The 23,503-nt window shown below is 70.8% G+C and carries 12 protein-coding genes and 1 pseudogene; 7 read left to right on the top strand and 6 right to left on the bottom strand.

Annotated features, from left to right (window positions below; translation table 11 throughout):
- Positions 1-5: 5 nt before the first annotated feature.
- From PS467_RS32585 to PS467_RS32575, 3 genes are read right to left on the bottom strand one after another with little or no spacing between them, the layout of a single operon-like run.
- Positions 6-2,141, bottom strand: a complete 2,136-nt coding sequence (locus tag PS467_RS32585; RefSeq protein ID WP_311038221.1) for a UvrD-helicase domain-containing protein — start codon at positions 2,139-2,141, stop codon at positions 6-8.
- Between the two features lie 36 nt (positions 2,142-2,177).
- On the bottom strand, positions 2,178-3,437 hold the full coding sequence (locus tag PS467_RS32580; RefSeq protein ID WP_311038220.1) for an McrC family protein: 1,260 nt from the start codon (positions 3,435-3,437) through the stop codon (positions 2,178-2,180).
- Positions 3,434-5,257 (bottom strand): McrB family protein, encoded by a 1,824-nt coding sequence (locus tag PS467_RS32575; protein ID WP_311038219.1) that lies wholly within the window; start codon positions 5,255-5,257, stop codon positions 3,434-3,436. The genes PS467_RS32580 and PS467_RS32575 overlap by 4 nt, the downstream gene beginning before the upstream one ends.
- A gap of 201 nt (positions 5,258-5,458) precedes the next feature.
- Here PS467_RS32575 and PS467_RS32570 point away from each other — a divergent pair, with 201 nt between their 5' ends.
- The 5 genes from PS467_RS32570 to PS467_RS32550 all read left to right on the top strand — a co-directional run bounded on the left by PS467_RS32570 (position 5,459) and on the right by PS467_RS32550 (position 14,040).
- The gene (locus PS467_RS32570) at positions 5,459-6,994 is read left to right on the top strand and encodes a sigma-70 family RNA polymerase sigma factor (RefSeq protein ID WP_311038218.1); all 1,536 of its coding nucleotides are present in this window, start codon (positions 5,459-5,461) and stop codon (positions 6,992-6,994) included.
- Positions 6,995-7,062: 68 nt separating this feature from the next.
- Positions 7,063-10,230, top strand: coding sequence for a helicase-related protein (locus PS467_RS32565; RefSeq protein ID WP_311038217.1), 3,168 nt, complete (start codon positions 7,063-7,065; stop codon positions 10,228-10,230).
- Complete coding sequence (gene drmB / locus PS467_RS32560; protein WP_311038216.1) at positions 10,227-12,101, top strand: DrmB family protein; 1,875 nt, start codon at positions 10,227-10,229, stop codon at positions 12,099-12,101. The genes PS467_RS32565 and drmB overlap by 4 nt, the downstream gene beginning before the upstream one ends.
- Positions 12,098-13,222: an AAA family ATPase gene (locus PS467_RS32555; RefSeq protein ID WP_311038215.1), complete on the top strand. Its 1,125-nt coding sequence runs from the start codon at positions 12,098-12,100 to the stop codon at positions 13,220-13,222. The genes drmB and PS467_RS32555 overlap by 4 nt, the downstream gene beginning before the upstream one ends.
- A gap of 113 nt (positions 13,223-13,335) precedes the next feature.
- Complete coding sequence (locus tag PS467_RS32550) at positions 13,336-14,040, top strand: hypothetical protein (RefSeq protein WP_311038214.1); 705 nt, start codon at positions 13,336-13,338, stop codon at positions 14,038-14,040.
- A gap of 158 nt (positions 14,041-14,198) precedes the next feature.
- Here PS467_RS32550 and PS467_RS32545 read toward each other — a convergent pair.
- Positions 14,199-14,676 (bottom strand): annotated as a pseudogene (locus PS467_RS32545) (ATP-binding protein).
- Between the two features lie 156 nt (positions 14,677-14,832).
- Between PS467_RS32545 and PS467_RS32540 the strand changes: the two are divergent.
- Entirely contained in the window at positions 14,833-15,714 is an 882-nt protein-coding gene (locus PS467_RS32540) for a helix-turn-helix domain-containing protein (protein ID WP_311038213.1), read from the top strand.
- Positions 15,711-15,911: a DUF397 domain-containing protein gene (locus PS467_RS32535; RefSeq protein WP_311038212.1), complete on the top strand. Its 201-nt coding sequence runs from the start codon at positions 15,711-15,713 to the stop codon at positions 15,909-15,911. Before PS467_RS32540 ends, PS467_RS32535 begins: the two co-directional genes overlap by 4 nt.
- Positions 15,912-16,410: 499 nt before the next feature.
- Here PS467_RS32535 and PS467_RS32530 read toward each other — a convergent pair whose 3' ends face one another.
- Together PS467_RS32530 and PS467_RS32525 are read right to left on the bottom strand one after the other, a co-directional pair.
- A complete protein-coding gene (locus PS467_RS32530; protein WP_311038211.1) occupies positions 16,411-20,535 on the bottom strand; it encodes an Eco57I restriction-modification methylase domain-containing protein in 4,125 nt (1,374 codons plus the stop codon).
- Complete coding sequence (locus PS467_RS32525) at positions 20,535-23,489, bottom strand: DEAD/DEAH box helicase (RefSeq protein ID WP_311038210.1); 2,955 nt, start codon at positions 23,487-23,489, stop codon at positions 20,535-20,537. The genes PS467_RS32530 and PS467_RS32525 overlap by 1 nt, the downstream gene beginning before the upstream one ends.
- Between the last annotated feature and the right edge of the window lie 14 nt (positions 23,490-23,503).

Here is a 23,503-nt window from a genome sequence, read left to right as displayed (position 1 = left end):
GCCGGTCAGGCGGCGCGCGGCAGAAACGGGCTCGCGGTCCCGCTCCACGTCACGCTCAGGGCTTCGCGGGCGCGCGTACAGGCGACGAAGAGGAGGCAGCGTTCCCGGAGCAGGTCGGCGTCGTGCTGCAGTGGGTCCGCCTCGCGCGGGGTGATCTCACGGGCGAACGGGACAGCGCCCTCACTGACCCCGAGGACGGAGACCGCCCGGAACTCCAGCCCCTTCATCGCGTGCATCGTCGCCAGCCGTACCCCATCCGCTCCCCGCGTGGTCTGCCCCTTGACCCGCAGCACCGGGATGCCGGCGGCCTTCAGCTTCTCCTCGGCCGCGTCCAGGGAGAGGTTGAAGCGCGCGCACACGCCGATCTCATGCGGTGCGAGGCCTTCGGCGAGCAGCGCCCGTACCCGGCCCACCAGGGCCTCGGTCTCCTGCTGCCGGGTCGCGTACCCCTGCGCCTGGGGTCGGCGCCCGTGCAGCAGCGAGCGGTATCCGGCCAGCGAGTCCGTCCCCTCGCCTTCGAGTGCGTCGACGGTGACGGGCGCGAGGAGCCGCGCCGACCAGGCGAGTATCTCCTCGGTGGAGCGGTAGTTGACGCGCAACCGGAAGCTGCGGCCGGCCGTGGCGATGCCCAAGGAGGCGAGCGACACTCGGGAATCGTAGATCCGCTGGTGCGGGTCACCGGTGACGAACAGGTCGTCGGGGCCGGGGGACACGGCGGCGCGCAGCACACGCCACTGTGCGGGGTGCAGGTCCTGTGCCTCGTCGACGACGACATGGGCGTACGGGGCCGGTTCACCGGCGAGGAGTTCCGCAGCGTGGGCACAGACCCGCAGGTGCGTGGTCTCGCCGCGGTCGTGCAGGAGCTGCTCGAACCGCTCCACGCCCCGCCACACCTCCCGGCGGCGCGAAGGGCCGAGGCCGGTGCCGCGGCCGCGGCGGCTCGCGCCGAGGTAGGCGTCGAGATCGCGGAGGTTCTGGCCGAGCACGACGTGCCGGTACTCCTGAGCCAGGAACTGGGCGGTGAACGGCAGGCCGAGCTGATGGACGGCCTTCTCCCACAGCTGCCGCTGTTCCCGGTCGCCGATGGGCTTGGGCGGGGCCGCCGACGTGGCGCGCACGACGGCGTGCGCGTAGGCGTCGACGGTCGTCACATCGACCCGGGCCAGCAGCTTCTCGTCCCCGTCGAGAAGCAGGCCGAGCATCTCACGTAGCCCGGCGGCCAGCGCGTTGGTGTACGTGGTGAGCAGGACCCGGCCGTCGGCGGAACGGCCGAGCAGGTGCCCCACCCGGTGCAGGGCGGCCACCGTCTTCCCCGTCCCGGGGCCGCCGGTGACCTGGACGGGGCCACCGTAGGAAGTGCGGTAGGCGACACGCCGCTGGGAGGGATGGAGGAAGATCCGCCAGGCCGCGAACGGCTTCTCAAGGATCTCCGCCAGCTCCCGCCCCCCGGTGACCAGCCGGATACGGGCGGACGTGTTGGCGATGACCGTGGCCAGGTCCTCGACCGGCTCGGCAGGCGCGTCGGCGGGCCGGCGGACGGCGACGACATCGCGGTAGACCTCTTCCGGACTGAAGCCCTGCGCGAGGTACTGCAACACCTCCAGCTGGTCCTCCGGCAGGAGCGTGGCGAACGCTTCCAGCTGGGCCTTGTCCACCAGGGAGCGCGCGGCGCGCAGCACCTGATCGTCGATGCCCAGCTCGCGCAGCGTGCCGTCGGAGACGTGCGCGAACAGCAGTCGGGGAGCCGTGCGCGCGGCCGTCTCGTACAGCGGTGTCAGCTCGTCCAGGGCGACGGCGTCGCGTACCTCCAGAGCCCGGGTCGCGGAGTTCGCGCTGTACAGACGCTTCGCCGCCCAGGTGTAGGCGTCGTCGTGCGGCAAAACGTTGACCAGCAGGAACACATCGCTGCCGTCGTCGGGGGCGAGGACGACGCCCCGCCAGAAGTCGGTGACGCGGATAGTGCGCATCCGCCGGTCACGGGCGTTCTCGACGGACTCCAGGTGCAGTCCCTTATCGGCGTTGAGTTCGGCGGCGCTCATGGTGTGGAATTTCGCCATGGCCTTGCGTACTCCGGCTCGCACCGGCTTCTCCAACGTCTCGTAGCCGTCCCAGAAGCTTTGGGCGAAGGCGAGCCGGGGCATGGGGTTCCTTTCTTTCAGCCTGACGGGGTTGCGTGATCACGAAGGTGACGCCGTCCACGCCAGCCGTCCGGCGACGTCCCTGACGGCCGACAGGAGTTGTTCTGGTTCGCGGGAGAGGTCGAGACTGTGCTGGTACAGGTGCATCCCTTGGCTGTCCGGCCCCGCCGCCGTCCCGCGCACCTCGTGGCGGCGTTCGGGCTGCCGTCCGGCGGCGTACACCAGGTGCGCCTCGCGCAGCCCCAGCACGGTGGCGTACGCGAGCGCCTGATACAGGTCGGCGTTGAGGAGCCCGTCGGCCTTCTCGACCTTGTACTTGGCGTCGACCACGGCGAGCGGGGTGCGGCCGTCCCCGGTGCGCACGACGAGATCGGGGCGCATCCGTACGAGACCCGCTGTGTCGAGGTGGTGGAGATCCTGGAGACGCGCGGTCAGACCGTGCTCGCGAAAGGCCTCGCGCAGGGCGACGGTGACGAAGTCCTCGAACAGCTTGTTCATGTCGAGCAGGTAGCCGTCCACGGCGAGCGGCTCCGGCCCGGCGAGCCGATGTTCCGGTGAGGAGCCGCGCAGGACGGCCTCGGCGAGCCGCAGCGCGGGCTGGTAGCGGGAGTTGAGCCGGGACGGCTGCCACCTCGGCAGTTCCTGTCCCGGTAACAGCGGCAAGGCGTCGGCCAGACGTACGCGCTGGTGAGCGAGGCGCCGCCGGACGGGCCCGGGGACGCCCGGCAGCCGCAGCAGCCGCTCGGCTGCGGCGCGCAGGATGCGGTTCTCGGCGGTGTCAGCGGTGTACGCGTCGTAGATGATCTCCACGGGCGGCGTACGGCCGAAGTGCCGCCGGATCTGCTCGGCCTCGCGTATCCGGCCACGCACGACCAGCGCGGTCTCCTCGACCTCCTGGTAGCCCTGGAGGACCCCCTGCCGCAGCGCCGCGTCGATCTGCCGCTCCACGGCGTGCGCGAGCCCGGGGACGACGTCATCGTAGGCGCCGGTGTCGACGGTGCCCTCCCGGCTGTCGCGCCAGGCGCGCGCCGGGTCGAGGCTGAACCCGAGCAGGAAGAACAGCCGGCTCACCGGGGTCTTGGGCACGATCCGCACGACCGGTCCGCCGGGCGTGCGCACGGCGCCGACCCGGCTGCCCGCCCGCAGCAGCCAGTGCCCGTCCCGGCCGGGATCCGGGGTGGCGCTCTGCAGGATGCCGGAGGCGGCGAGGGCCCGCCCGGCCCCGGCGCCCAGCGGGACGGAGACGGCGGGCCCGTACTCGCGCAGCGTCACCTCGCTCACGGGCACGGGCACGGTCACGGGTGCTGCTCGCGCAGCGCGTCGAGGCCGTAGCGGGCGGCGACGTCGAGACCGTCGCCGTAGTGGTGCTCCTCCAGCAACGGCAGGATCTTCGTGCGCCAGGTCCGTTCCAGGCCGCCTTCGCGGTAGACACCGGGCTTCATCAGATACGAAGGGCCGATGGCGAAGTCCGGGTCGTCTATACGGGCGTTGAGGGCGTCGAGGAGGCGGGCGGGCTCCGTGTTCCTGCCCTCGCGCTTCAGCCAGCGCTCGAGCAGTCCGGCGGTCGGCTCGGTGCGCGGGGACAGCTCCACGAACGCGAAACGGCGTCGCATCGCCGCGTCCACCAGGGCGATCGACCGGTCGGCGGTGTTCATCGTGCCGATGATGAAGAGGTTGGGCGGTAGGTAGAAGTCGTCCCCGGAGTACGTGAGACGCAGGGACCTTTTCCGGTACTCGAGGAGGAAGTACAGCTCGCCGAAGACCTTCGCCAGGTTGGCGCGGTTGATCTCATCGATGATCAGGAAGTGCGGGACGTGCCGGTTCCCCTCGCGTAAGGCGAGGTCGGCCAGCTCCCGGAGCGGGCCCGCCGTCAGCCGGAAGGCCACGTCCCGCGTCTCGGGATCCTCCATGGGCCGGAACCCCTCGAAGAAGTCCTCGTACGTGTACGAGGGGTGGAATTGGACGATCTTGACCTGTTCCGGGCCGCCGCCGAAGTGCTCGGCCAGCTTCATAGCCGTGTACGTCTTGCCGGTGCCCGGCGGGCCGTGGAGCACCAACTGCTTTTCGTCAACAAGCAGTTCGCGCAGCTCCTCCAGCCAGGCGCGGTCGTGGACCAGGAGGTCGGCGGCGAGGGCGTCGGTGATGTCCGGCAGTGCTGGCTCCCGCTGCGCCACCCCGCCGCCCGGGTGCTCGCCGCTGCCGCCGGCCGCCGTCGGGTAGGCCCGCTCCGTATCCCCGGTGAGTTCGTCCAGCGCGTCCATGACCCCGGTCAGATCGACGACGTCATGCTGCGCGGACAGCTTCTGCCGCACCTCGTCCGGCAGCTCCTCGTACGCGTGGCTGTCCGTCTGCCAGCTGACGGCCCGCCGCAGATTCGACAACCCGCCCGGCGACGGGGTCTGCACGGCCTCCCCGGTGATCCGCCCGGCCAGCAGACGGCCACCGTCGATGGTGGCCACCGTGTCACCGACCCGCATCTGTGTCAGGAAGGCGTGTAACTCGTCGACCAGGCCCCGCTTCTGGTGGTACGAGGCCGCCCCCTCGTACCCGTCCTCGACGTAGCGGCGCAGCGCGCTCTTGGTGGGATCGGCCTCCTCAAGAGGCGGCAGATGAGCGCCCGCAAGTGAGACGAACCCTTCCTCCAGCCACAGCTGCCGCACCAGGTTGTGCCCTGAGACGTTGGAGCCGCGGACCAGCCACGCCTTGCGCGGGGCGCGCCAGGTGGTGGACAGGTAGTCGGCGAGCGGGTGACCCTCGGCGGTCCGCCAGGACTCGGGCCCGGAGGCGTCGTAGCCGTACACCAGCGCGGCGGCGGCCGAGGAGGAGTTGCAGGCGATGTCCCGGGTCGCCACCCAGCGCGGCGGTGCCTGCGGCCGACCGGGGTCGGCGGGGGCGTCCACGAGCCCACCGCTCGCGCGCAGCTCCGCGCGGAAGCGGCGGGCGTGGTCGCCGAGTCCGGGCCATGCCTCGGCGGCCACCATCGACCCCTTGTGCAGGCAGAACTTGTACGTGCCGTTGCCGCCGAACTCGGTGAGCAGATGCCCGTGCGCCTCACCGCTGTCCTTGGGCAGCGCGATGCGGAAGTCGGGCGTGCCGGGGAGACGGTCGGGCTGCGGCATGGATGACCCTCCGGGTAGGGCGAGGCCTGCGCGAACCCGCATCACTGTACCCGTTGACGCCGTCAAGTGACGCAAGGGGAGCGAAGATCGTGTTGACACTGTAAACACAGTGCTCCTACAGTGTGATTTGTCCGGCCAACTCCGCCGGGCGGAACCGGCGCTCGAGTGCCGGACAAGGGGGGTCTCATGGGGAGAGAGCCGATGACCGACGCCGAACGGCGCGCGATCGAGGCAGAGTTGCCGTCCGTCATCGAAAGGCTCAAACGCGGCGCCACTCGTGGCGGAGTCATCAGTCAGCGGGCCTTCGCTCTGGAAACGGACCGACTCGGGCTCACGACCGACGAGCAGCGGCGAGGGCTGCGCACCGGACTCGTCGCCGTCGGCCTCCGCGTGAAGGCCTCGCCCCGGGGTCGCGCCAACCACCGCCCCACGCCCGCCTCCGACCTCACGACCCGGGCCAAAGCCCCATCTGCGAAAGCGGCTGCCTTACCGCCCGTCGCCGCCGCGCCCGGCCCCGTCGCCACCGAGGCGGCCGCACGCCTGGCTCAGGCCCGGCGGATGCTGGCCCGCTACGCCGCAGCCGACGGTACCGTCAGCAAGCTCGCCCACGATGGCGTGGTGCGGCTCCACCGGCTGAGCTTGGCCGAAGCCCGTGAGCTGACCGCCGACTTCCCCATCGCCCGTCCCCGCCCGCACGGCACACCGGCCGAGCCGGCAGTACCCGGTGAGGCCCGGCCGATGGGCCGTGATCCCGCTCCGGCTGCCGCCTCCGCGAGGCCGCCGCACACCACCAAGCGCACCCGTTCCGCCGCTGTCGCCCCGCACGACACACTGTCCGACGCCGTCCGCGCCGCGCGGGCCGTGCTGGAAGCGGACCGGTGGCGCCGGAACCCGGCCCGGGTGACGCTGAGGGCGGAGGAGGAAGTGGGCCTCGCGGTTCTCCTCCGCGGCAGTGCCGACCATCTCAGCCGCGACGTACCAAAGGAGGAGATCGCGGCGCTGTCCCCCGACGACGAGCGGCGACGCGCTCACGACTGCCTCGTCCTGCACAACCGGCGGCTCGTATGGAAGATCGCGCAGTACCACCAGGGACGCGGGCTGGATACTGACGATCTCGTCCAGCACGGCACCATCGGACTGTTGCGCGCGGTCCGCAGGTTCGACGCCACCAAGGGCTACAAGTTCTCGACCTACGCCACCTGGTGGATCAAGCAGGCCATCACGCGGGCCATCGCCGACGAAGGCACTCTGATCCGGCTGCCCGTGCACCTTCATGAAAAGGTCGCCAAGGTCGCCAAGGCCGAACGCAAGCTGCTCAGCGAAGGCCGACCCAGGACCGTCGACAACGTGGCTTACGTCAGCGGTCTCACCTTCGCCGAAGTGGAGAGGATACGCAGGATCAGCCGGCCCACCGACTCCCTGGACCGGGTCATCGGCGACGACACGGCCCTTGGTGACCTCGTCATCGGGCCGAGCCGACTGCCCGGCCCCGCCGCCGTGTTGATCCGCAAGGAGTTCCAGGCGCGCGTGCGACACGTTCTGGAGCACCTCTCCGAGCGGGAGCGGCACGTCCTCGTCCGGCGCACCGGTCTCGACGGTGACGAGCCGGACACGCTGGAGGACATCGGCGCCGTCTTCGGCGTCACCCGAGAGCGCATTCGCCAGATCGAAGGAAAGGCCAGGGCGAAGTTCCACGGCCAGCTGGCCCGCCACGGGCTGAAGCCGCCAGCCGCCTGAACGTCCGCGTCCACCGCGGACCCCGCCGTCCCCGCTCCACACATACCTCTGATCCGAAGGAACCGTGCATGGACCCGCGCCAAGAGCTGGTCGACTACCTCACTCGCCAGCTCGTCGGCCCCGTCGGCGATGACGACGAGATGCTCGATGCCCCGCCCGACCGGCAGTACCTCATGGGCACGCTCTACCCGCAACAGGCAGAGCTGGAGCGGCAGCTCGCCCTCGCGGCCGACGACCCCGATGCGCCCGGAGCCGAGCAGGACGCCCCCGACGTGGATCCGGCCCCCGACCCTGTGCCCGAGACCAACAGCTGGCTACCCGCCTCCCTCGGCCTCAGCTTCTACACCAACGCCGCACACATCGAGGTGGGCTGCGCCGCCGCCTGCTACGAGACCCGGCGGAGCGAACCCGGGCGCGGCCGGCACTGGCGCCGTGTCCCCCTCGCGGCCGAGACCCACACCATCGGCCCGGACCGGGAGACCGTGCCCGTCCTCGACGGCCGCGCGGAAATCCGGCTGCGCCGCCGCTCCTACGGCGACGGCACGCTCATCACCGTGGCCCTGGTCAACACGGCCCGCCACGATGGCTCCGACGGCAAGGCGCCGAGCTGGGATGACATGCTCTTCCAGTGCGGCCTCACGGTCCGCCCCGCCGACGGCGCCGTGCTGCCGTACCCCAGCGTCCGGCTCGCCAGCCGGGACCCCGAGGAGCGCGAACTACGCCTGCAGTACCGGCATGTCGTCACTCATGCGGTCGGCCACGGCTGCGCCGTCCGCGAGGACCGCGGCGAGGACGGCGCCGTGGAACGTCTCGCCTCCGAGGTCCTGCCACGTGCCGAGGTGCCCGCCATCCGGGCCGGCGGCCCGCTCGACGCACCCGCGCTCCGCCTCGCCCACCTGGCCGACCCCGCTGTCAGCGGCGACCAACTCCGCGAGGAGCTCGCGGAGTTCGCCGCCTCCTACCACGCCTGGTACGTGGGCCAGCGGTCCGTCGACGTGCCGCCCTGGGGGCGGGAGGCCGCGGATCGTATCCTCGGCCGTGTCCACCAGGCGGTCGCCCGCATCGAGGCCGGCGTGCGCACCCTGTGCGACCCGGACCGCCCCGAACTGCTGGCCGCCTTCCGCATCGCGCAGCGCGCCATGCTGCTCCAGATGCGGCACTCCGCCCCCGACCAGGCCGGCCTGCGGCGCCCGCGCTCGGAGCCCGTGGCCTTTGACCCGCCCGTCGACCCCGACGCCACCTGGCGCCCCTTCCAGCTCGCCTTCTTCCTCCTCGCCCTCGACGGGGTCGCCGAACCCGACCACCCCGACCGCGCGACCACCGACCTGATCTGGTTTCCCACCGGCGGTGGCAAGACCGAGGCGTACCTGCTCCTGGCCGCCTTCACCATCGCCCTGCGCCGCCTCCGCGACGAGGGCGGCGGGACCACCGTGCTCAGCCGCTACACCCTCAGCCTGCTCACCACCCAGCAGTTCCAGCGCGCCGCCACCACGATCTGCGCCCTGGAACACCTCCGCCGCGACGAGCCCGGACTCGGCCTCGGCGGCAAGCCGATCACCATCGGCCTGTGGGTCGGCGAGACCACCACCCCCAACACATTCCAGAAGGCCAAGGACGCTTTCGACCAGCAGCGCGAGGCTACCCACCCCGAGGACGTCTTCATCCTCGACCGCTGCCCGTGGTGCGGCACCCGCATCCTGCCGCCGACCCGGTCCAGCGTCCGCGCCGACTACGGGATCCGCGCCGAAGCGGACGCCTTCGCCTTCTACTGCCCGCGCGACAAGTGCGCCTTCCACGACGTCCTGCCCGTCGCCGTCGTCGACCAGCACCTCTACCGGCACCCGCCCACCTTCGTCCTCGGCACCGTCGACAAGTTCGCCCGGCTCGCCTGGGAGTCCGAATCCGGCAGCTTCTTCGGCGCCGCCACCGGCACCGAAAGCGGCGTCGGCAACCCGCCCCCGTCCCTGATCATCCAGGACGAGCTGCACCTGCTCACCGGCCCGCTGGGCACCACCGTCGGCCTCTACGAGGCGGCCATCTTGGAGCTGTGCACAGGCCCGGACGGCCGCCCGCCCAAGGTCGTCGCCGCCACGGCCACCATCCGGCGCTCCGCCGAACAGGTCCGCGCCCTGCACCACCAGGACGTCCAGCTCTTCCCGCCGTCCGGACTCGACGCCCGCGACAGCTTCTTCGCCGTCCCCGACACCGGCCGCCCCGGCCGCCTCTACCTGGGCGTCATGGCGCAGGGCCACACCGCGGGCCGTGGCGCCGTCGCCACCACGGCGGCCATGCTCCAGGGCGTCCACCAGCTCCCCGAGGAACACCGCGACGACTACTGGACCCTCGTCGCCTACCACCACAGCCTGCGGGAACTCGGCCGCACCGTCACCGCGGCCGGCGACGACATCCCCGCCCAGCTCCGGGGCCTCGACGAAGGCGCCGGCGTCCGCGCCCTCGGCCACGGCGACGTACAGGAACTGACCAGCAACCTGCCGCGCGCCGAGCAGCCCATCCTCCTCGACCGCCTCGAAAAACCTTGGGACGATCCGCTGTCGGTGTCCTTCCTCCCGTGCACCAACATGCTCTCCGTCGGCGTCGACGTGAAGCGGCTCGCCTACCTGCTCATGCAGGGCCAGCCCAAGACCACCGCCGAGTACATCCAGGCCACCAGCCGCGTCGGCCGCCACCGCGTGCCCGGACTCGTCGTCACCTACTTCAACGCCACCCGCCCGCGCGACCGGTCCCACTACGAGACCTTCTTCGACTACCACCGGGCGCTCTACCGCTACGTCGAACCCGCCAGCGTCACCCCCTGGTCCCCACCCGCCCGCCACCGCGCCCTCCACGCCGCGCTCGTCATCCTGGTCCGCCACCGGCTCGGCCTGGCCGCCGAGAACCAGGCCGGACACATCACCCGCCACCAGGAAGAGGCCGAGCGGATCGCCGACGCCCTCGCCGAGCGCGCCGCCATCGCGGAGAGCGGCGCCACGGGAGCCCGCGCCGACGGCGTACGGGCCGACGTCCGCACCGAACTCGGCAATCTCCTGGCCGACTGGTACCGGGAGGCCCGGACAGCCGCCGCCGAGAGCAAGGACCTCTTCTACCGCAGCCAGGGGAAGGGTCACCGGAACCTGCTCAAGGTTTTCGAGCAGCGCTACGGCCTGTGGGAAACCCTCAATTCCATGCGGAGTGTGGACCGCGAATGCCAGATCACTGTGACGGGAGCAGGAAAGTGAAGCGCAAACTGCGGGTCCGCCAGGCACAGACCGTGCTGCCGTTCGGCGTCGGCGCCGTCCTCGACGTCCAGGGCGAGTCGTTCGTCGCCGCCGGCATCGAAACCTGGCCGCAGGGCAAAACCGCGGTCCCCTCCGCACGGCTCGCCGCCCGGCTGGGCGTCACGGGCTTCTACGCCGCGCCCCACACCCTCAACGACCGCTACGACCAGCCCGACCGCCCCGGCGTCCCCTACGTCCGCTTCCCCGGCTGGCTGTTCTGCGGCGCCTGCCGGAGCATGGTCCGCTTCCTGCGTGAGCACGAAAAGCCCGGCGAGCCTCCCGTCTGCACGTCCTGCGCCGCCGCGCCCCGCCTTACGCCGATGCGGTTCGTCCGCATCTGCGCCGACGGCCACCTCGACGACGTCGACTGGTGGTACTGGGCCCACTCCCACCTCCCGACCGACCAGCGCGCCGAGTGCTCCGAGGCGAAGGACGCGTGGAAGGCCCGCCGGCTCAGCTTCCGCGTCGCCGACCGCGCCTCCGGACTCGAGGCGCTCTCGGTGCACTGCGGAGCGACCGGGAAAGACGGCAAGCCCTGCGGCGCCGAGCGCGACCTGCTCGACATCCTCGGCCCCCAGGGCGGACGCTGCTCGGGCCGCAACCCCTGGCAGCGCCCGCACCAGAGCACCTCCTGCGGCCAGCAGGTGCACATCGTTCAGCGCACCGCCGGCAATGTCTACTACCCGGTTGTCTACTCGGCTCTCGACATCCCCCAGTCCGCCGAGCTGCCGCGCGCGGAGCAGGACGCGGCGGAGGCCGTCCGGGGCCACGGCTACTGGCCGATCCTGCTCGACGTACTCGATACGCCCCGAGCCGACACCTTCCGCTCCATGATCCAGGACGACACCCACGTCCCCGACAGCCTCATCGACCAGCTCATCGCCGAGGCCACCGGTTCCACCGCGCCCCAGCCCGCCGACCGCCCGGAGTCGGGAAAGATCGACCTCAGCCGCGACGAGTGGCACGCCTTCGACGCCATCGAACTCCCCGAGCCGACTGGTGACTTCGCGATCCGCCGTGGCGGCCTCGGACTCGACGGCGAGGCGGAGGAGCCGTGGGCCACCCTCGACGCGCACATCGACGGCGTCATCCTCGCCGACCGCCTCCGCGAGGTGCGGGCACTCACCGGATTCCGCCGCCACTCCCTGGGCGGCACCCTCGTACCCGCCGACACCAGCGGCCGCCTGCGCTGGCTGCCCGCCACCGAGGTCTACGGCGAGGGCATCGTCCTCACCCTCGACGAGCAGCGCCTGACCACCTGGGAGAACGACCCCCGCGTGCGGGCCCACGTCCACGGAATCCGCACCGACCTCGACGCGTCGTTCCGCGACGAGCAGCTCGCCGAGACCCTCGGCAGCGAACTCTCCCCTCGCTTCCTGCTCCTGCACACCCTCGCCCACCTGCTCATCCGCCAGCTCTCCTTCGACTCCGGCTACACCACCGCCAGCCTGCGCGAGCGCGTCTACGGGCGAACCGAGTACGGCCAGCGCGGCCTGCTCATCTACACCGCCGCCGGCGACGCGGAAGGCACCCTCGGCGGCCTGGTCCGGCAGGGCGAGGCCCCGCACTTCGCCGAAACACTCATCCGCATGCTGGAGGCAGCCGCCTGGTGCTCCGCCGACCCGCTGTGCGCCGAACACACCGGCCAGGGCTTCGGCAACCTCAACCGCGCCGCCTGCCACGCCTGCACCCTGCTGCCCGAGACGAGCTGCCAGACCGGCAACACCCTGCTCGACCGCGCCTTGGTCGTCGGCTCCGCCCTCGTCCCCGGCTACTTCACCGACGTCCTCACCGCCAGCCGCGAGTACGCGGCCGCCACCGCCCTGGGATGACACGACCCATGACCGCCGCGCACACCTCCGTCCTCCACCCCGACCTCACCCCCGCCCAGCGCGACTGCCTGGACGTCCTGCCGCTGACGGGCAACCACGTCGTCACCGGCCCACCCGGCAGCGGCAAGAGCCTGCTCGCCGCGCACCGCGCCGTCCACCTCGCCCTCACCGGCCGACCCACCCTGCTGCTGTCGCGCTCCAACCTCCTGCGCCAGCTCCTGCGCGACACCCTTCAGGGCCTCACGGTCCCGGGCGCACCCATCGAGGCCGCCACCGTCCACGGCTGGGTCCTGCGTCACTTCGGATACGGCGCACCGCGCACCCAGGACGGCTGGTTCGACTGGACGGCCCTCACCCACCAGGCCGCCGCTACCCTCGGCCAGAACGAGGCGGCCACCCCCCACCTCGTCGTCGACGAAGGCCAGGACCTGTCCCCAGGCTTCTACCGGTTGGTCCGCCTCGCCGCCGCCTCCGTCACGGTCTTCGCCGACGAGTGCCAACGCCTCACCGAGACGAACTGCACCCTCACCGAGATAACCGACGCCCTCGGGCGCTCCACCGGACGCGCAGAGGTCACCGGCAACCACCGCAACACGCGCGAGATCGCCTCCCTCGCCGAACACTTCCGCACCGGTGGTACCCGTCCTGAGATGCCCTTCCGCAGCGGCGCCCTGCCCGTCGTCCGACACTACTCCGGCAACCAGGACGTCGTCGGCCATATCGCCACCATGGCGGCCCGGCACCCGAAGGACCGCATCGGCGTCATCACCAACTCGTCGCGCACTGCGGCTGATCTCATGCGCCGCCTCGAACGCGCCGGGCTCGCCCACCAACCCCAGCTGTACAGCTCGGCGGCCTCCTCGGGACGCTACCGCGACCTCGACCTCGCCCGCCCCGGCGTCGTCCTCGTACACCGAGCCAGCACCAAGGGCCTCGACTTCGACACGGTCGTCATCGCGGACACCGAGACCGACGCCGCCACCGACCCCACGTCGGCGACCCTGCGCATGGCGTACTACGTCATGGTCACCCGTGCACGGGAGCGGCTGGTGCTGGGTTGGCAGGGCAGCCGGCTGCCGCGCCACCTGGAGGGGCTGCACGGGTGGGTGCAGATGAAGTGACGGACCCGTGTGCCAGAACCGACGCACCCACCCACACCGTCAGCGCCAGCTTCAGACCTGGCCGTATGTCGACGCCCTCGAGGCGCTCGCGATCCGAGAGGACCAGAACCTCCATGAGCAAGGCCGATGACGTCAAGAGCATGCTTCAGCAGGCTCTCGACAAGGCGTTGGTCGCCCAGCAGCCGCTGGCGAGAAAGAATGTCGAGCGCCTGCGGCGAGTCTATTCCGGCGAGACTCCACAGGAGTTGATTCGTCGGTTGGACCGTTACTACCTCGCCGGCATCACCGCGTCCGGAGGAGCGTCCGGCGCGGCAGGGATCGTGCCCGGCGCCGGTATCCCGACGGCTCTGGCCGATGCCATGGTCTTCACCGAGGCGTCAGTGCTGTACACGCTGTCGCTGGCCGAGGTTCATGCCATACATCCTGAGGACTTCGAGCGACGCAAGCTCCTGGTCCTGACCGTCCTCCTCGGCGACGGGGCGGTGCGGGTTCTGGACAAAGCCATCGGGCGCACCGGCCCCTACTGGGCACGGCGCATCGTCGGTGCGATCCCCATGAGCGCGATCAACCGGGTCAACAAGGTGCTGGGACCACGGTTCGTCACCAAGTACGGGACCCAGCAGGGGGTCCTGGTGCTGAGCAAACAGGTGCCACTGGGAATCGGTGCTGCACTCGGCGCCGGCGGCAACCATGTCCTCGGGCGACTGACGATCAAGTCCGCACGTGCCATCTTCGGACAGCCCCCGTCGAGCTGGGCCGAGGATGATCGCGGGGACGAGGTGCCCTTCGGCCCTGAATCGGGGGATTCAACTGCGTAACGTCGGTTTCCGGAATAGTCCCAGAACCAGTGGGTGCCGAAAACCGTGTCGTACAGACGTCCAGACCGAGGGCAGCCGCAAGCGGCCCATCGCCATGGCAGACGCGAAGGCCCGCGCAGCCGCTCGCAAACTGAGGACGCGTGTCCGACGGAACGTCGTCAGTTCGGGTGCAGCGGGGGAACGGGTGTCGTGAGGAGGGCGCGGACCGTTTTGCCGCTGGGCGGATAGGGGAGCGTGTCCCAGCGGTCGGCGATCGCGGCGACGAGCGAGAGGCCGCGCCCGCTGGTGGGGAGCGATGCGTCGGGCGCGGCGCTCGCGGGACGGACCAGCGGCCACTTGTTCCCCGCGCGAGTCGGTGACGTCGACGCGAAGGCGGCCGGGTGCGGTGTCGAACGTGAGGGTCAGCCGAAAGCTGCGGCCGGGCAGGCTGCCATGGAGCACGGCGTTCGCGGCAAGCTCCGCGACGACGATCTCGGCACGTTTGGTGAGGTCCTGCGGGACGCCCCAGGACCGCAGTTGATCGGCGCTGAGCAGCCGGGCGAGCCGAGCGCCGCGCCGCGTTGGGGAGATCAGCTGCGTGAAGGTGAGCGGGGCGGTGGTGACGTGGGGAGCCGGTTGGGGAGCGGGTTGGTTCATGGCGCCAGCGTGGCGCACGTATCGGCCTGTGGCGAGGCTCACATCACGTACGCTGAGTCAGCGTACGGGCACATGGAGTGGACGGTACGCATGCTCGGCCGCCACGCTGGGGCTGAACGTGTGCGGGCCCGAGGGGGCTGGAGAAAGGGGCGGCGGATGGGCATCGTCGAAACGGAGGCGGCCACGGGTGGGGGTGGCCGGACGGCTCCGGCGGGAGAAGTCGAGCGGGAACCCCAGCCCTCGGACAGTCTGCGCACCTTCGGCGCGGTCGTCCAGGCCTTACGCGAACACGCGGGGCTCAGCCGGTGTGAACTCGCCGCCGTCGTCCAGTACTCCAAGCACACCGTGGAGTCGGTGGAGCTGGGCCGCCGCATGCCGGACCAGGCGTTCGTGGAGCGCGCGGAGGAGGCGACCGGCAACACGGGTGCGCTGCGCAGGGCCGCCCGCCATCTCACCCGGGGTGAGGTGGGGCTCGCCGCCTGGTTCCGGCGGTGGGCACGGCTGGAGCGGGAGGCGGTGAGCCTGTGCACGTACGAGTGCCGGTTGGTGCCGGGGTTGTTGCAGTCGGAGGCGTACGCGCGGGCGGTGTTCGAGGGCACGATCCCGCTGCGGACGGACGAGGAGCTGGAGGAGCAGCTCGCGGCGCGGATGGAGCGGCAGCGGATGATGCGGGACCGGCCGAAGGTGCCGTTCAGCTTCATCGTCGAAGAGCATGTGTTCCGGCGGCGGTTCGGGGATGCGGAGGCTATGCGGGGGCTGGTGGACCACGTGCTGGAGCGGAGCGCTCCGCGCAATGTGACGCTGCAAGTGGTTCCGCTGGAGGCGGGGTTGCATGCGTGTCTGGATGGTCCGGTGCAGGTTCTGGAGACGCCGGAGGGGCGGCGGCTCGGCTACGCCGAAGGGCAGAAGAACGGGCGGCTCATCGCCGACCCGAAAGAGGTGAGTGTGCTCTGCCATCGCTATGAAACACTGCGCTCGCAGGCCCTGAACCCCAACGAATCCCGGGTCCTGCTGGAGCGACTGCGAGGAGAGCTATGAGCAGCGGCGCGAGGGAACTTGCCTGGTTCAAGTCCAGCTACAGCGGCAGTGAGGGCGACAGCTGCGTGGAGGTCGCGATAGCCGAAGGAGCCGTTCACGTAAGGGACTCGAAGGACCTGTCCCGCCCGCCCTTCGCTGTGGGCCGCGAGGGCTGGGCGTCGTTCGTGAGCTTCGTGTCGGGCGCCTCGGAGGCGTAACCGAGCGCGGCACGGTTGATGTAGCGGTCGCCGAGGTCGGGAGTCGACTTCGGCGCAGCCTCCCGGGGTGCGGGTTCCGCGGCCGACTTCTTGCCGTCCGCCCGCACCCCGGGAGCGGCCTTGGTTTTCGCGGCGCGCTTGGCTGCGGGAGTGCCGCTCGCTTTGAACTTCGCCCGTAGCAGGGCAAGTTGCCTGCGTTCCTTGATGGTCTGGTCGACGGGCAGCGCGTTGACCAGGCCCGTGTCCGGCTGAGCATGTAGCGCGCCTGAGCCCAGCGCTTGGCGTTGATCGCCACGCCTATCAGCCCGAGGGATTCCCGCAACGCCTTGACCTTCGCCACCTGCCGCCGAGGCATCGGCAACTCGGCCCCACTCCCCCGCCGCTGCCCTGCGACACGCGTACCCCAGTCCGCGCCCGACGTCAGAACGACGGCCGAGCGCGGGTTACTGGTATGGCTTCGGCGCACCACGAGGTGTTGGTTCCTTGGGTGAGGGGCGGATCAGCCGTGGCGGGGGCCCTGACCGGGGGGCGGAGTGAGAGTGGAGCGGTAGGTACCGAACTCCCCCTCGGTGAGCGGGGTCTCCAGGGTGAGGCCAGCGGCGGCCATCCGGTCGTACTCGGCGAGGATCAGGTTCTTGGTGCGGTACTCGCCGTGTGCCTTGATGTCGTTGTCGCGGGTGACATTGAAGGTGTCCAGGATGTACGCGGTGTCGTCGCGGGTGATGCCGTAGAGGTGGAAGAAGAGAGCGTCCAGCTCTGCGCGGATCACGGCACGGCGTTCTTCGTCCCAGCGGAACGGGGATCCGGTGTCACCGAGGTCGCGGGCGAAGGGGGCCATGTCGGTCGCGGTGTAGGCCAATTCGAGGACCCGGGGGGTGACGAACTCGGCGTGTGGCCTCAGGGAATCTGGGGTTGGAACGGGGAGCTGCCGCCAGGTGAAGTACTTCATGCTGGTGCCGCCGAGCTTTTGACGGCTTGAGTAGTCGAAGACAAAAGACGATTGGCAGGCACCCAAGAGCGGAACGAGCGCCGGAGGTACCCCTGGGAGCTCCAGCAGGAACTTGTCACCTACGCCAGCCAAAGGCAGGAACGCGGTGATTGCAGTCCGGGAATCGCTCGCTCGGCAGATGTCACGCCAACCGAGGAGCCATTGCCGGTCCCAACCCTTGGCGGACAGACGGCTGCAGACGCCTGGCTCCATGATGGGTTGGCCGTTCTTGTCGACTTCGCCAGTCGGGACATCCTGCTCCGGCACCCAGTAGCGGGGCAGCGGTACGGCGCAGGCATCCTCGTGCTGTTCCACGGTGAAACGCGGCAGGGTGCCCACAGCAAGCTGCTTCTCCGTGGCGTTCTCGTACGTGGAGAAGCGGTGATCGTAGTAGTGCAGCATCTTCGCCTCGTACAGCGGGAGCAGACGCTCCTCACCACGGAAGAGGACGTTGCCGTCGGGCGCCCAGCCTTCTTTGAGGAGATCGTCCAAGGTCTCGCCGTACTGGGCGGAGGGGCGGAACAGGTGAGAGTCGTTCGACATGTCGAACATGCGCGTGAACGCGATGCCCCAGGGGTTTCCGCTTGCCTTCTTTGTCTCGTCGATGAGAACCGGCACTCGGCGGTAGATTCCCAGGGTGATCTCGGCGTCGCGACGGCTGCGGAAGACAGGGCATGTGCCGGTGTTCGGGTTGAGGAGCTGGATGTCGCGGCCCGTCAGGGGGTAGGAGCGCTCCGGGATCTGCTCGGTCTGACGGACCCGGAAGGCGATGGAGATCGGCTCGTCGGGGGAGCCGGAACCCACCATGGAGAACAGAGCGAAGTTCACGCGGTGGTCGACTCCGGGGAAGATCTTCTCCTCGTTCTCGAAGCCGTACAGCGCTGCAAGGTGCCCCTTGGTGATCAAGTCTCTGAAGAAGAACTGAGTCGTTGCATCCGTCGCGATCCCCGTCGGCACAATCACGCCCGTCCGCCCGCGCGGTCCCGTCAGTGTGCGGTCCGTCTCCGTGAAGACCGCATACGTGTTGATGTCGCCGCGCCCCGTCAGCGGGAAACGCGCACTGGTGCGCAGGAAGTGGCTCTCGCCCTCCGCCCGCCGCTTGGCGGCTCCGAACTCGGCGTACAGGCGCGCACCGTCGCGGTCGTCGCGCAGCTCGGCGATGAGGCGCTTACGCGCGGCGGCGTTCTTGGCCTCGGCGATGCGGGGGTCCCGCTGGGCAAAGAACTCCTGCTCCTGGAGTTTCACGCGCTCCCACGGCGGATTCCCCACCACCGCGTCGAACCCCCCGGCCCAACCCGTACCCCCCTGAACCCCGACGCCCGACTCCGGGACGGCGAAAACCTCCGGGAACTCCAGGTGCCAGTGGAAGAACCGGTACTCATCCCGAAGCCGCAGGATTTCGGCGTGCGTGGCATCCGGCACAGGCGACTGGTCCCGCCCCCGCAGCGCCCGAAACACCTGATCCGTCGGCGCCTCCGGCGCCCCCTCGTGCTTGGGCCACACAAACGCGGCGCACCACGCGTCGGCAGCGTGCAGGTCCTGCACGTACGCGGCCGACCCCGTTGAGGCCCGGTAGGCGGACTCCTGCGCCCGCACCTGCTCCAAGGAGTCGGCGGGGGCGGCGGTGATGCGGGCCAGCTCGGCGGCGTAGCGCTCGTTGCCCGGCAGCACATCCGCATCGAACAGAAGCTCGTCCTGGCCGCCCCGCTGGGCCTTGTTGCGCTTGACGAGTCCGGACGCGTACTTCCGGTCGTCGCCCTCGATCGGCTTGAAGGCGTCGTCCGGAACACCCTCCGCCAGTAGTTTCGGCGTGGCACCGATTAAGCCGTTCCCGTGCTTGACATGGGCGTCCAGGAACCCGAGCGGCTTGCCCGGCTCCATGGCCTCGATCCACAGGGAGACCTTGGCCAGCTCCACGGCCATCGGGTTGAGATCGACGCCATAGACGCAGCGCGCGACAACCTCGTGTAACGCGTGACGCATGGCGTCGACCGTCGGCTCCGGGTTTCGCTCACGCACGGACGCCACGTGCTTGGCGATACGGCGGGCCGACGCGACAAGGAAGTCCCCTGATCCACACGCGGGGTCACATACGGTCAAGGACAGCAGCTCATCGACGATGTCGTCCGTCGGGTCGGGACGGCCGGCCGCCGTGGCTCGCTGCTCACCCCGCTTGATGGCGTCATTGATCACCGGGTCGAGCGTCGTGTCCAGCAGGCACTCGATGAGCGAGGACGGGGTGTAGTAACTGCCTGTCGTCTTGCGGCTGTTGCCCGCCACCTCGATCAGCTCGAAGCTGCGGTCCGTCGCCGAGTGCTTCGGCTCCAGCTCCAGCAAGGACTCGTACACCGAGCCCAGCTCCTCCGCGTCAAGGTGCTTGTAGTCGACCGCCCGCCAGCGCCGCGCGCCCGGGTCGCGGACCTGGGCGAGGTGCCGTACGGCGGCGAGCAGCGACTCGTTGGACAGCTTCAGGCCGTCCAGCGGGGCATCGGCGTCCGTGTGCGTGAACAGACCGCCCAGCCCCGGCAGGGCCAGCTCGGGACGGCCACCTTCCGTACCCAAGGCGTCGAGGACGATGCGCAGCGCCGCGTACTGGTCACCATGAGCCGTGCCCTGACGACGCCGGGCCCGCTCACGCAACCGCGCCGAGGAGAAGTACCGCTCGTACGCGTCCCGCTGCCGCTCATCGGCCTCCGGGTCGAGCAACGCGTTCCGGTCCTCGGCGACGAAGACGAACAGCAGACGGTAGACGAGCCGCAGCAGAGCATCCCGGAGCGCCTTCGGGTCGACGTCCTCCCGCAGCCGGGCGTTGTCCGGGTGGCGCAGGAAGCCCGTACCCAGCACGGTCAGCGCGTTCTGCACGCCCAACCGGAGCTGGTCCAGCGCTCGCGCCCCGGACGTGACGGCCTCCGTACGCCACTTCTCCAGCCAGCACCCCGAAGCTGCCGTCCCCTCCGCCACCTCGAACCGGGACGCGTGCAGCACGCAGTACAGCAGCACGAACTCGCTGAACAGCTCGCCGTCGAATATCGCCTCCAGGTCGAACTCGACGTACGCGGCGGTGGAGAAGGACGAGGAGTCGCGCAGCAGACGCAGGCGGCGGCCGTTGGTGAGGACGGCCCACAGGTGGGCCTCGGTGCGGTTGAGGCAGTCCTGGAGCATGGACTGGGCCGGGACCTGGCCCGCTGCCGGGCGTTTGTCGAGTTCCTGGTTCCAGGGGATCAGGTGGACCAGGGCCGGGCCGTGGCGGTGGGAGACAAGGAAGCGTTTCTCCGGGTCGGAGTCGGCGGGTATGCCCGCCGCGCCGACCTCCGTCAGGGCGCCGAAGTCCAGCTTGCGGAAGAGCTGGGCGAGCCAGTCGGTGCCGGCCCGGCCGGTGGGGTCGGCGGCGGGGGCGCCGGTGGCCGGGTCGGAGGGCAGGGCGGCGCGCAGGTCGCGCCAGAGCGGCTTGAGGTACTCCCAGGCGCGCTCGGCCTCGTCCCGCACAGGGACTGACGCGGGCAGACCGTAGTCGGCGGACTTGGTGCCCGGCAGGTTCCGCGCCTCGGCGATGCGCAGGAGCATGTCGGCGGGAAGCAGTCCGCCGACCGTGGTGACGGCGGTGAAGGCCAGGGCGGTGCGGGTGGCGGCGGACATCAGGCTTCGGCTCCGGACACGGTAGAGGCGGGCTGCGGCAGGTAGACGTACACGCCGAGGACATCGGCGGGCTCCTGCGGGACGACCTTCAGGCCGCGGACGATCTCCTCGTTGGCCTTGCGCACGCGCCGGTGCGAGGCGTCGAGTTCTGCGGCCAGGCGGGTGCCGTACTCGGTGAGGTGGGCGGACAGGCCCGGCAGGCCGTCCAGCGCGCGGGTGATCTGGTTGCGGGCCAGCTGCTCGTGGGTGTTGGCGGTGGCGCGAGCCGCGAGGAGCGCGGCGGCCGCGTCGTCGTCCAGCCAGCGGGCGCGCGACGGCATCCCCTCGTAGGCGAGCAGCCGGGCGTCCTCCGCGACCAGCTGTCGCTCGCCGGTGCGGGACGGCAGGGTGAGGTGGAAGCGGTAGCGCACCAGCAGGAGCGTGGTGCGGATGGTGACCGCGTCCGTGGTGACCACCCCGCAGCGGCGGGCCGGGCGGGGACCCGGGGTGTTCGCGTCGAGCGCCGAGTCCAGGACGTACGAGGCGATGGCGCCGATCGCCGGGTCGGTGCGGACCAGCGCGGCCTCGCCGCGGGCGATCGCCGGTGTCGTACGGAAGGGGATCTCCCGGTCCTCCTCGATCAGCCGTCCGCCGAGGGTTGCGGCGAGGGCATCGCGCAGGCCGGCCGGGGCGCCGCCGAGCTGGGCGGTGAAGTCGCCGGTGCCGTCGCGCGGGTCGCGGACCAGCGCGTCCAGGTCGCGCAGCGCCTCCAGGGCGAAATCGCGCACCTCGTCGGCGCCGCCGAGCGCGGCCCGTACGGCGGCCACCTCGCGCGCCACCTCCTCCGGATGGATGGCGCGCTGGGCGTACTTGGAGCGGGAGGTCTTCTCCCGCTCGGCGGCCGAGTTCCACTCGCGCTCGATGCGGTCGAACGACTCCTGGTGGCCGTCCAAGTCGAACAGGCTCTCCTGGCTGCCCTGCCGTCCGTGCAGCAGCAGCCACTCCACCACCGCGTCGGTGACGCCGGAGGCGGTCTCGTCGGGGACGGAGACGGAGATGCCGAGGTCCTTCTTGATCTGCCGGTGCTTCCTGAACAGCACCTCCAGGACCTTGCCGTCGATGCCGTTGTCCTCGCCGTACATGGTGATGACACGGACCTGGTCGCGCTTCTGCCCGTACCGGTCGACGCGGCCCTCCCGCTGGTCGTGGCGGGTGGGGTTCCAGGCCAGGTCGTAGTGGACGACGGCGTCGAAGTAGTGCTGGAGGTTGACGCCCTCGGAGAGACAGTCGGTGGCGATCAGGACACGGCGGACGGCTGGGTCACCGGCCCCCTCGGCAGAACCGGCGGACTCGGCGGCGAGCTGCTCGATGCGCTCCAGACGCTGCTGCGGGGACAGGGTACCGGTCACCGCGGCGATCTTCGTCTTCTTGCCGAGCTTGCCCTCGAGCTGGGTGGCGAGGTACTCGGCGGTGGGGATGTAACGGCAGAAGACGATCGGGTGGTAGCCGTCGGCGATCAGGCCCTTCAGATGCCGGGTGAGCGCCTTGAGTTTCGCGTCCTCGGACGGCCCCACCAACTGCGCCGCCCGCCGGGAGAGTTCGAGCAGCCGGGCGCCCGCCTCCTCCGACTCGGCGGCGCCCGGCGCGACGTCCATGCCTTCCAGCCGGTCGTTCTCGGCGGAGTCGGCGGCCACCGGGGCGCCCAGCGCGTCGGCCTCCTGCGCGGTGCGGGCGGTGGCGGACTCCGACCGCGTCTTCAGGGTCTGCGCCGCGGCCGCGGGTGAGGACACCATCGAGCGCAGCAGCGCGATCACGGACCACCAGGCGATCCGGGCCTCCCGCTTGCCCTGCTCCCCGGCCGCCGTGACGCGGTCCCGCGCATAGGCAATGGCGTCGTCGAGCAGCGCCCGGTAGGCGGGCGTCAGCTTGTACGGCTCGTCCTTGGTCCAGCGGTCGGACGGGAAGGCGGTGCGCTCGGCGAGGGAGTCGTCGGCGAGACCGTCCTCCTTGGTGAGGTAGTCGCGGACGTCGGCGCGCTTGCGGGCCACGAAATGCTCGGCAAGCTTTGCTCGCCCCGTCGCGGGCTCCAGGTCCAGCGTCGCGAGTTCGGGCCGCACCAGGCCGAGCAGGTTGCGGAACGCGGACTCCTTGCCGGAGTGCGGGGTCGCGGTGAGCAGGAGCAGGTGCCGGTCGGTCTGGGCGGAGATCCTGCGCAGCAGCTCGTACCGGAGCTGGTTCGCGGCGGACGAGGTGCCGCCCTGCGCGGTGTCGTCGGCGGCCACGCAGGTGTGGGCCTCGTCGACGATCACCAGGTCGGGACAGTGCCGTATGAAGTCCTCGCGGTGCCGGGTCGACTTGATGAAGTCCGTCGAGATGATGGTGTAGGGGTGCTTGTCGAACAGGGACTGGCCCAGCTCCAGGCCGCGCTCGAGTCGTGTCACCGTGGAGGCCAGGACCAGCTCGGCGTCGATGCCGAACTTCTCCCGCAGCTCGCCCTGCCACTGCTCGGCCAGCGCCGGAGAGCAGAGCACGGCTAACCGGGTCGCCTCCCCCTGCGCCAGCAGTTCCTTGGCTATCAGCCCCGCCTCGACCGTCTTGCCGATCCCCACATCGTCCGATATCAGCAGCCGCACGGTGCGCTGCCGCAACGCCATCAGCAGCGGAACCAGCTGGTAGGCCCGGGGCTCCACAGCGATCGACGCCAGCGAACGGAACGGGCCCGCACCCGACCGGAACCCGATGCGCAGCGCCGTGCGCAGCAGACCGGCGGCCCGCTGGTCGCCCAGGTCGGCCGGGCTCGGCGCCGCGAACTCGGCCGGGCGCACCTCCTCGAAGGAGGGGAAGACGGCCGCGATGTCGTCCTCGCTCCCGCCCAGGGGGCGCAGCACCAGCATGTCGGGGGCGCTCTCGGGCAGCACCACCCATTCCCGGCCACGGGCGGCGACCAGGGAGCCGGCTGTGTACGTGAGGCTCATGAGCTGTCTCAGTT

The organism is Streptomyces luomodiensis, from assembly GCF_031679605.1.
GTDB lineage: Bacteria > Actinomycetota > Actinomycetes > Streptomycetales > Streptomycetaceae > Streptomyces > Streptomyces luomodiensis.
This window is presented reverse-complemented; position numbering and strand designations above follow the sequence as displayed.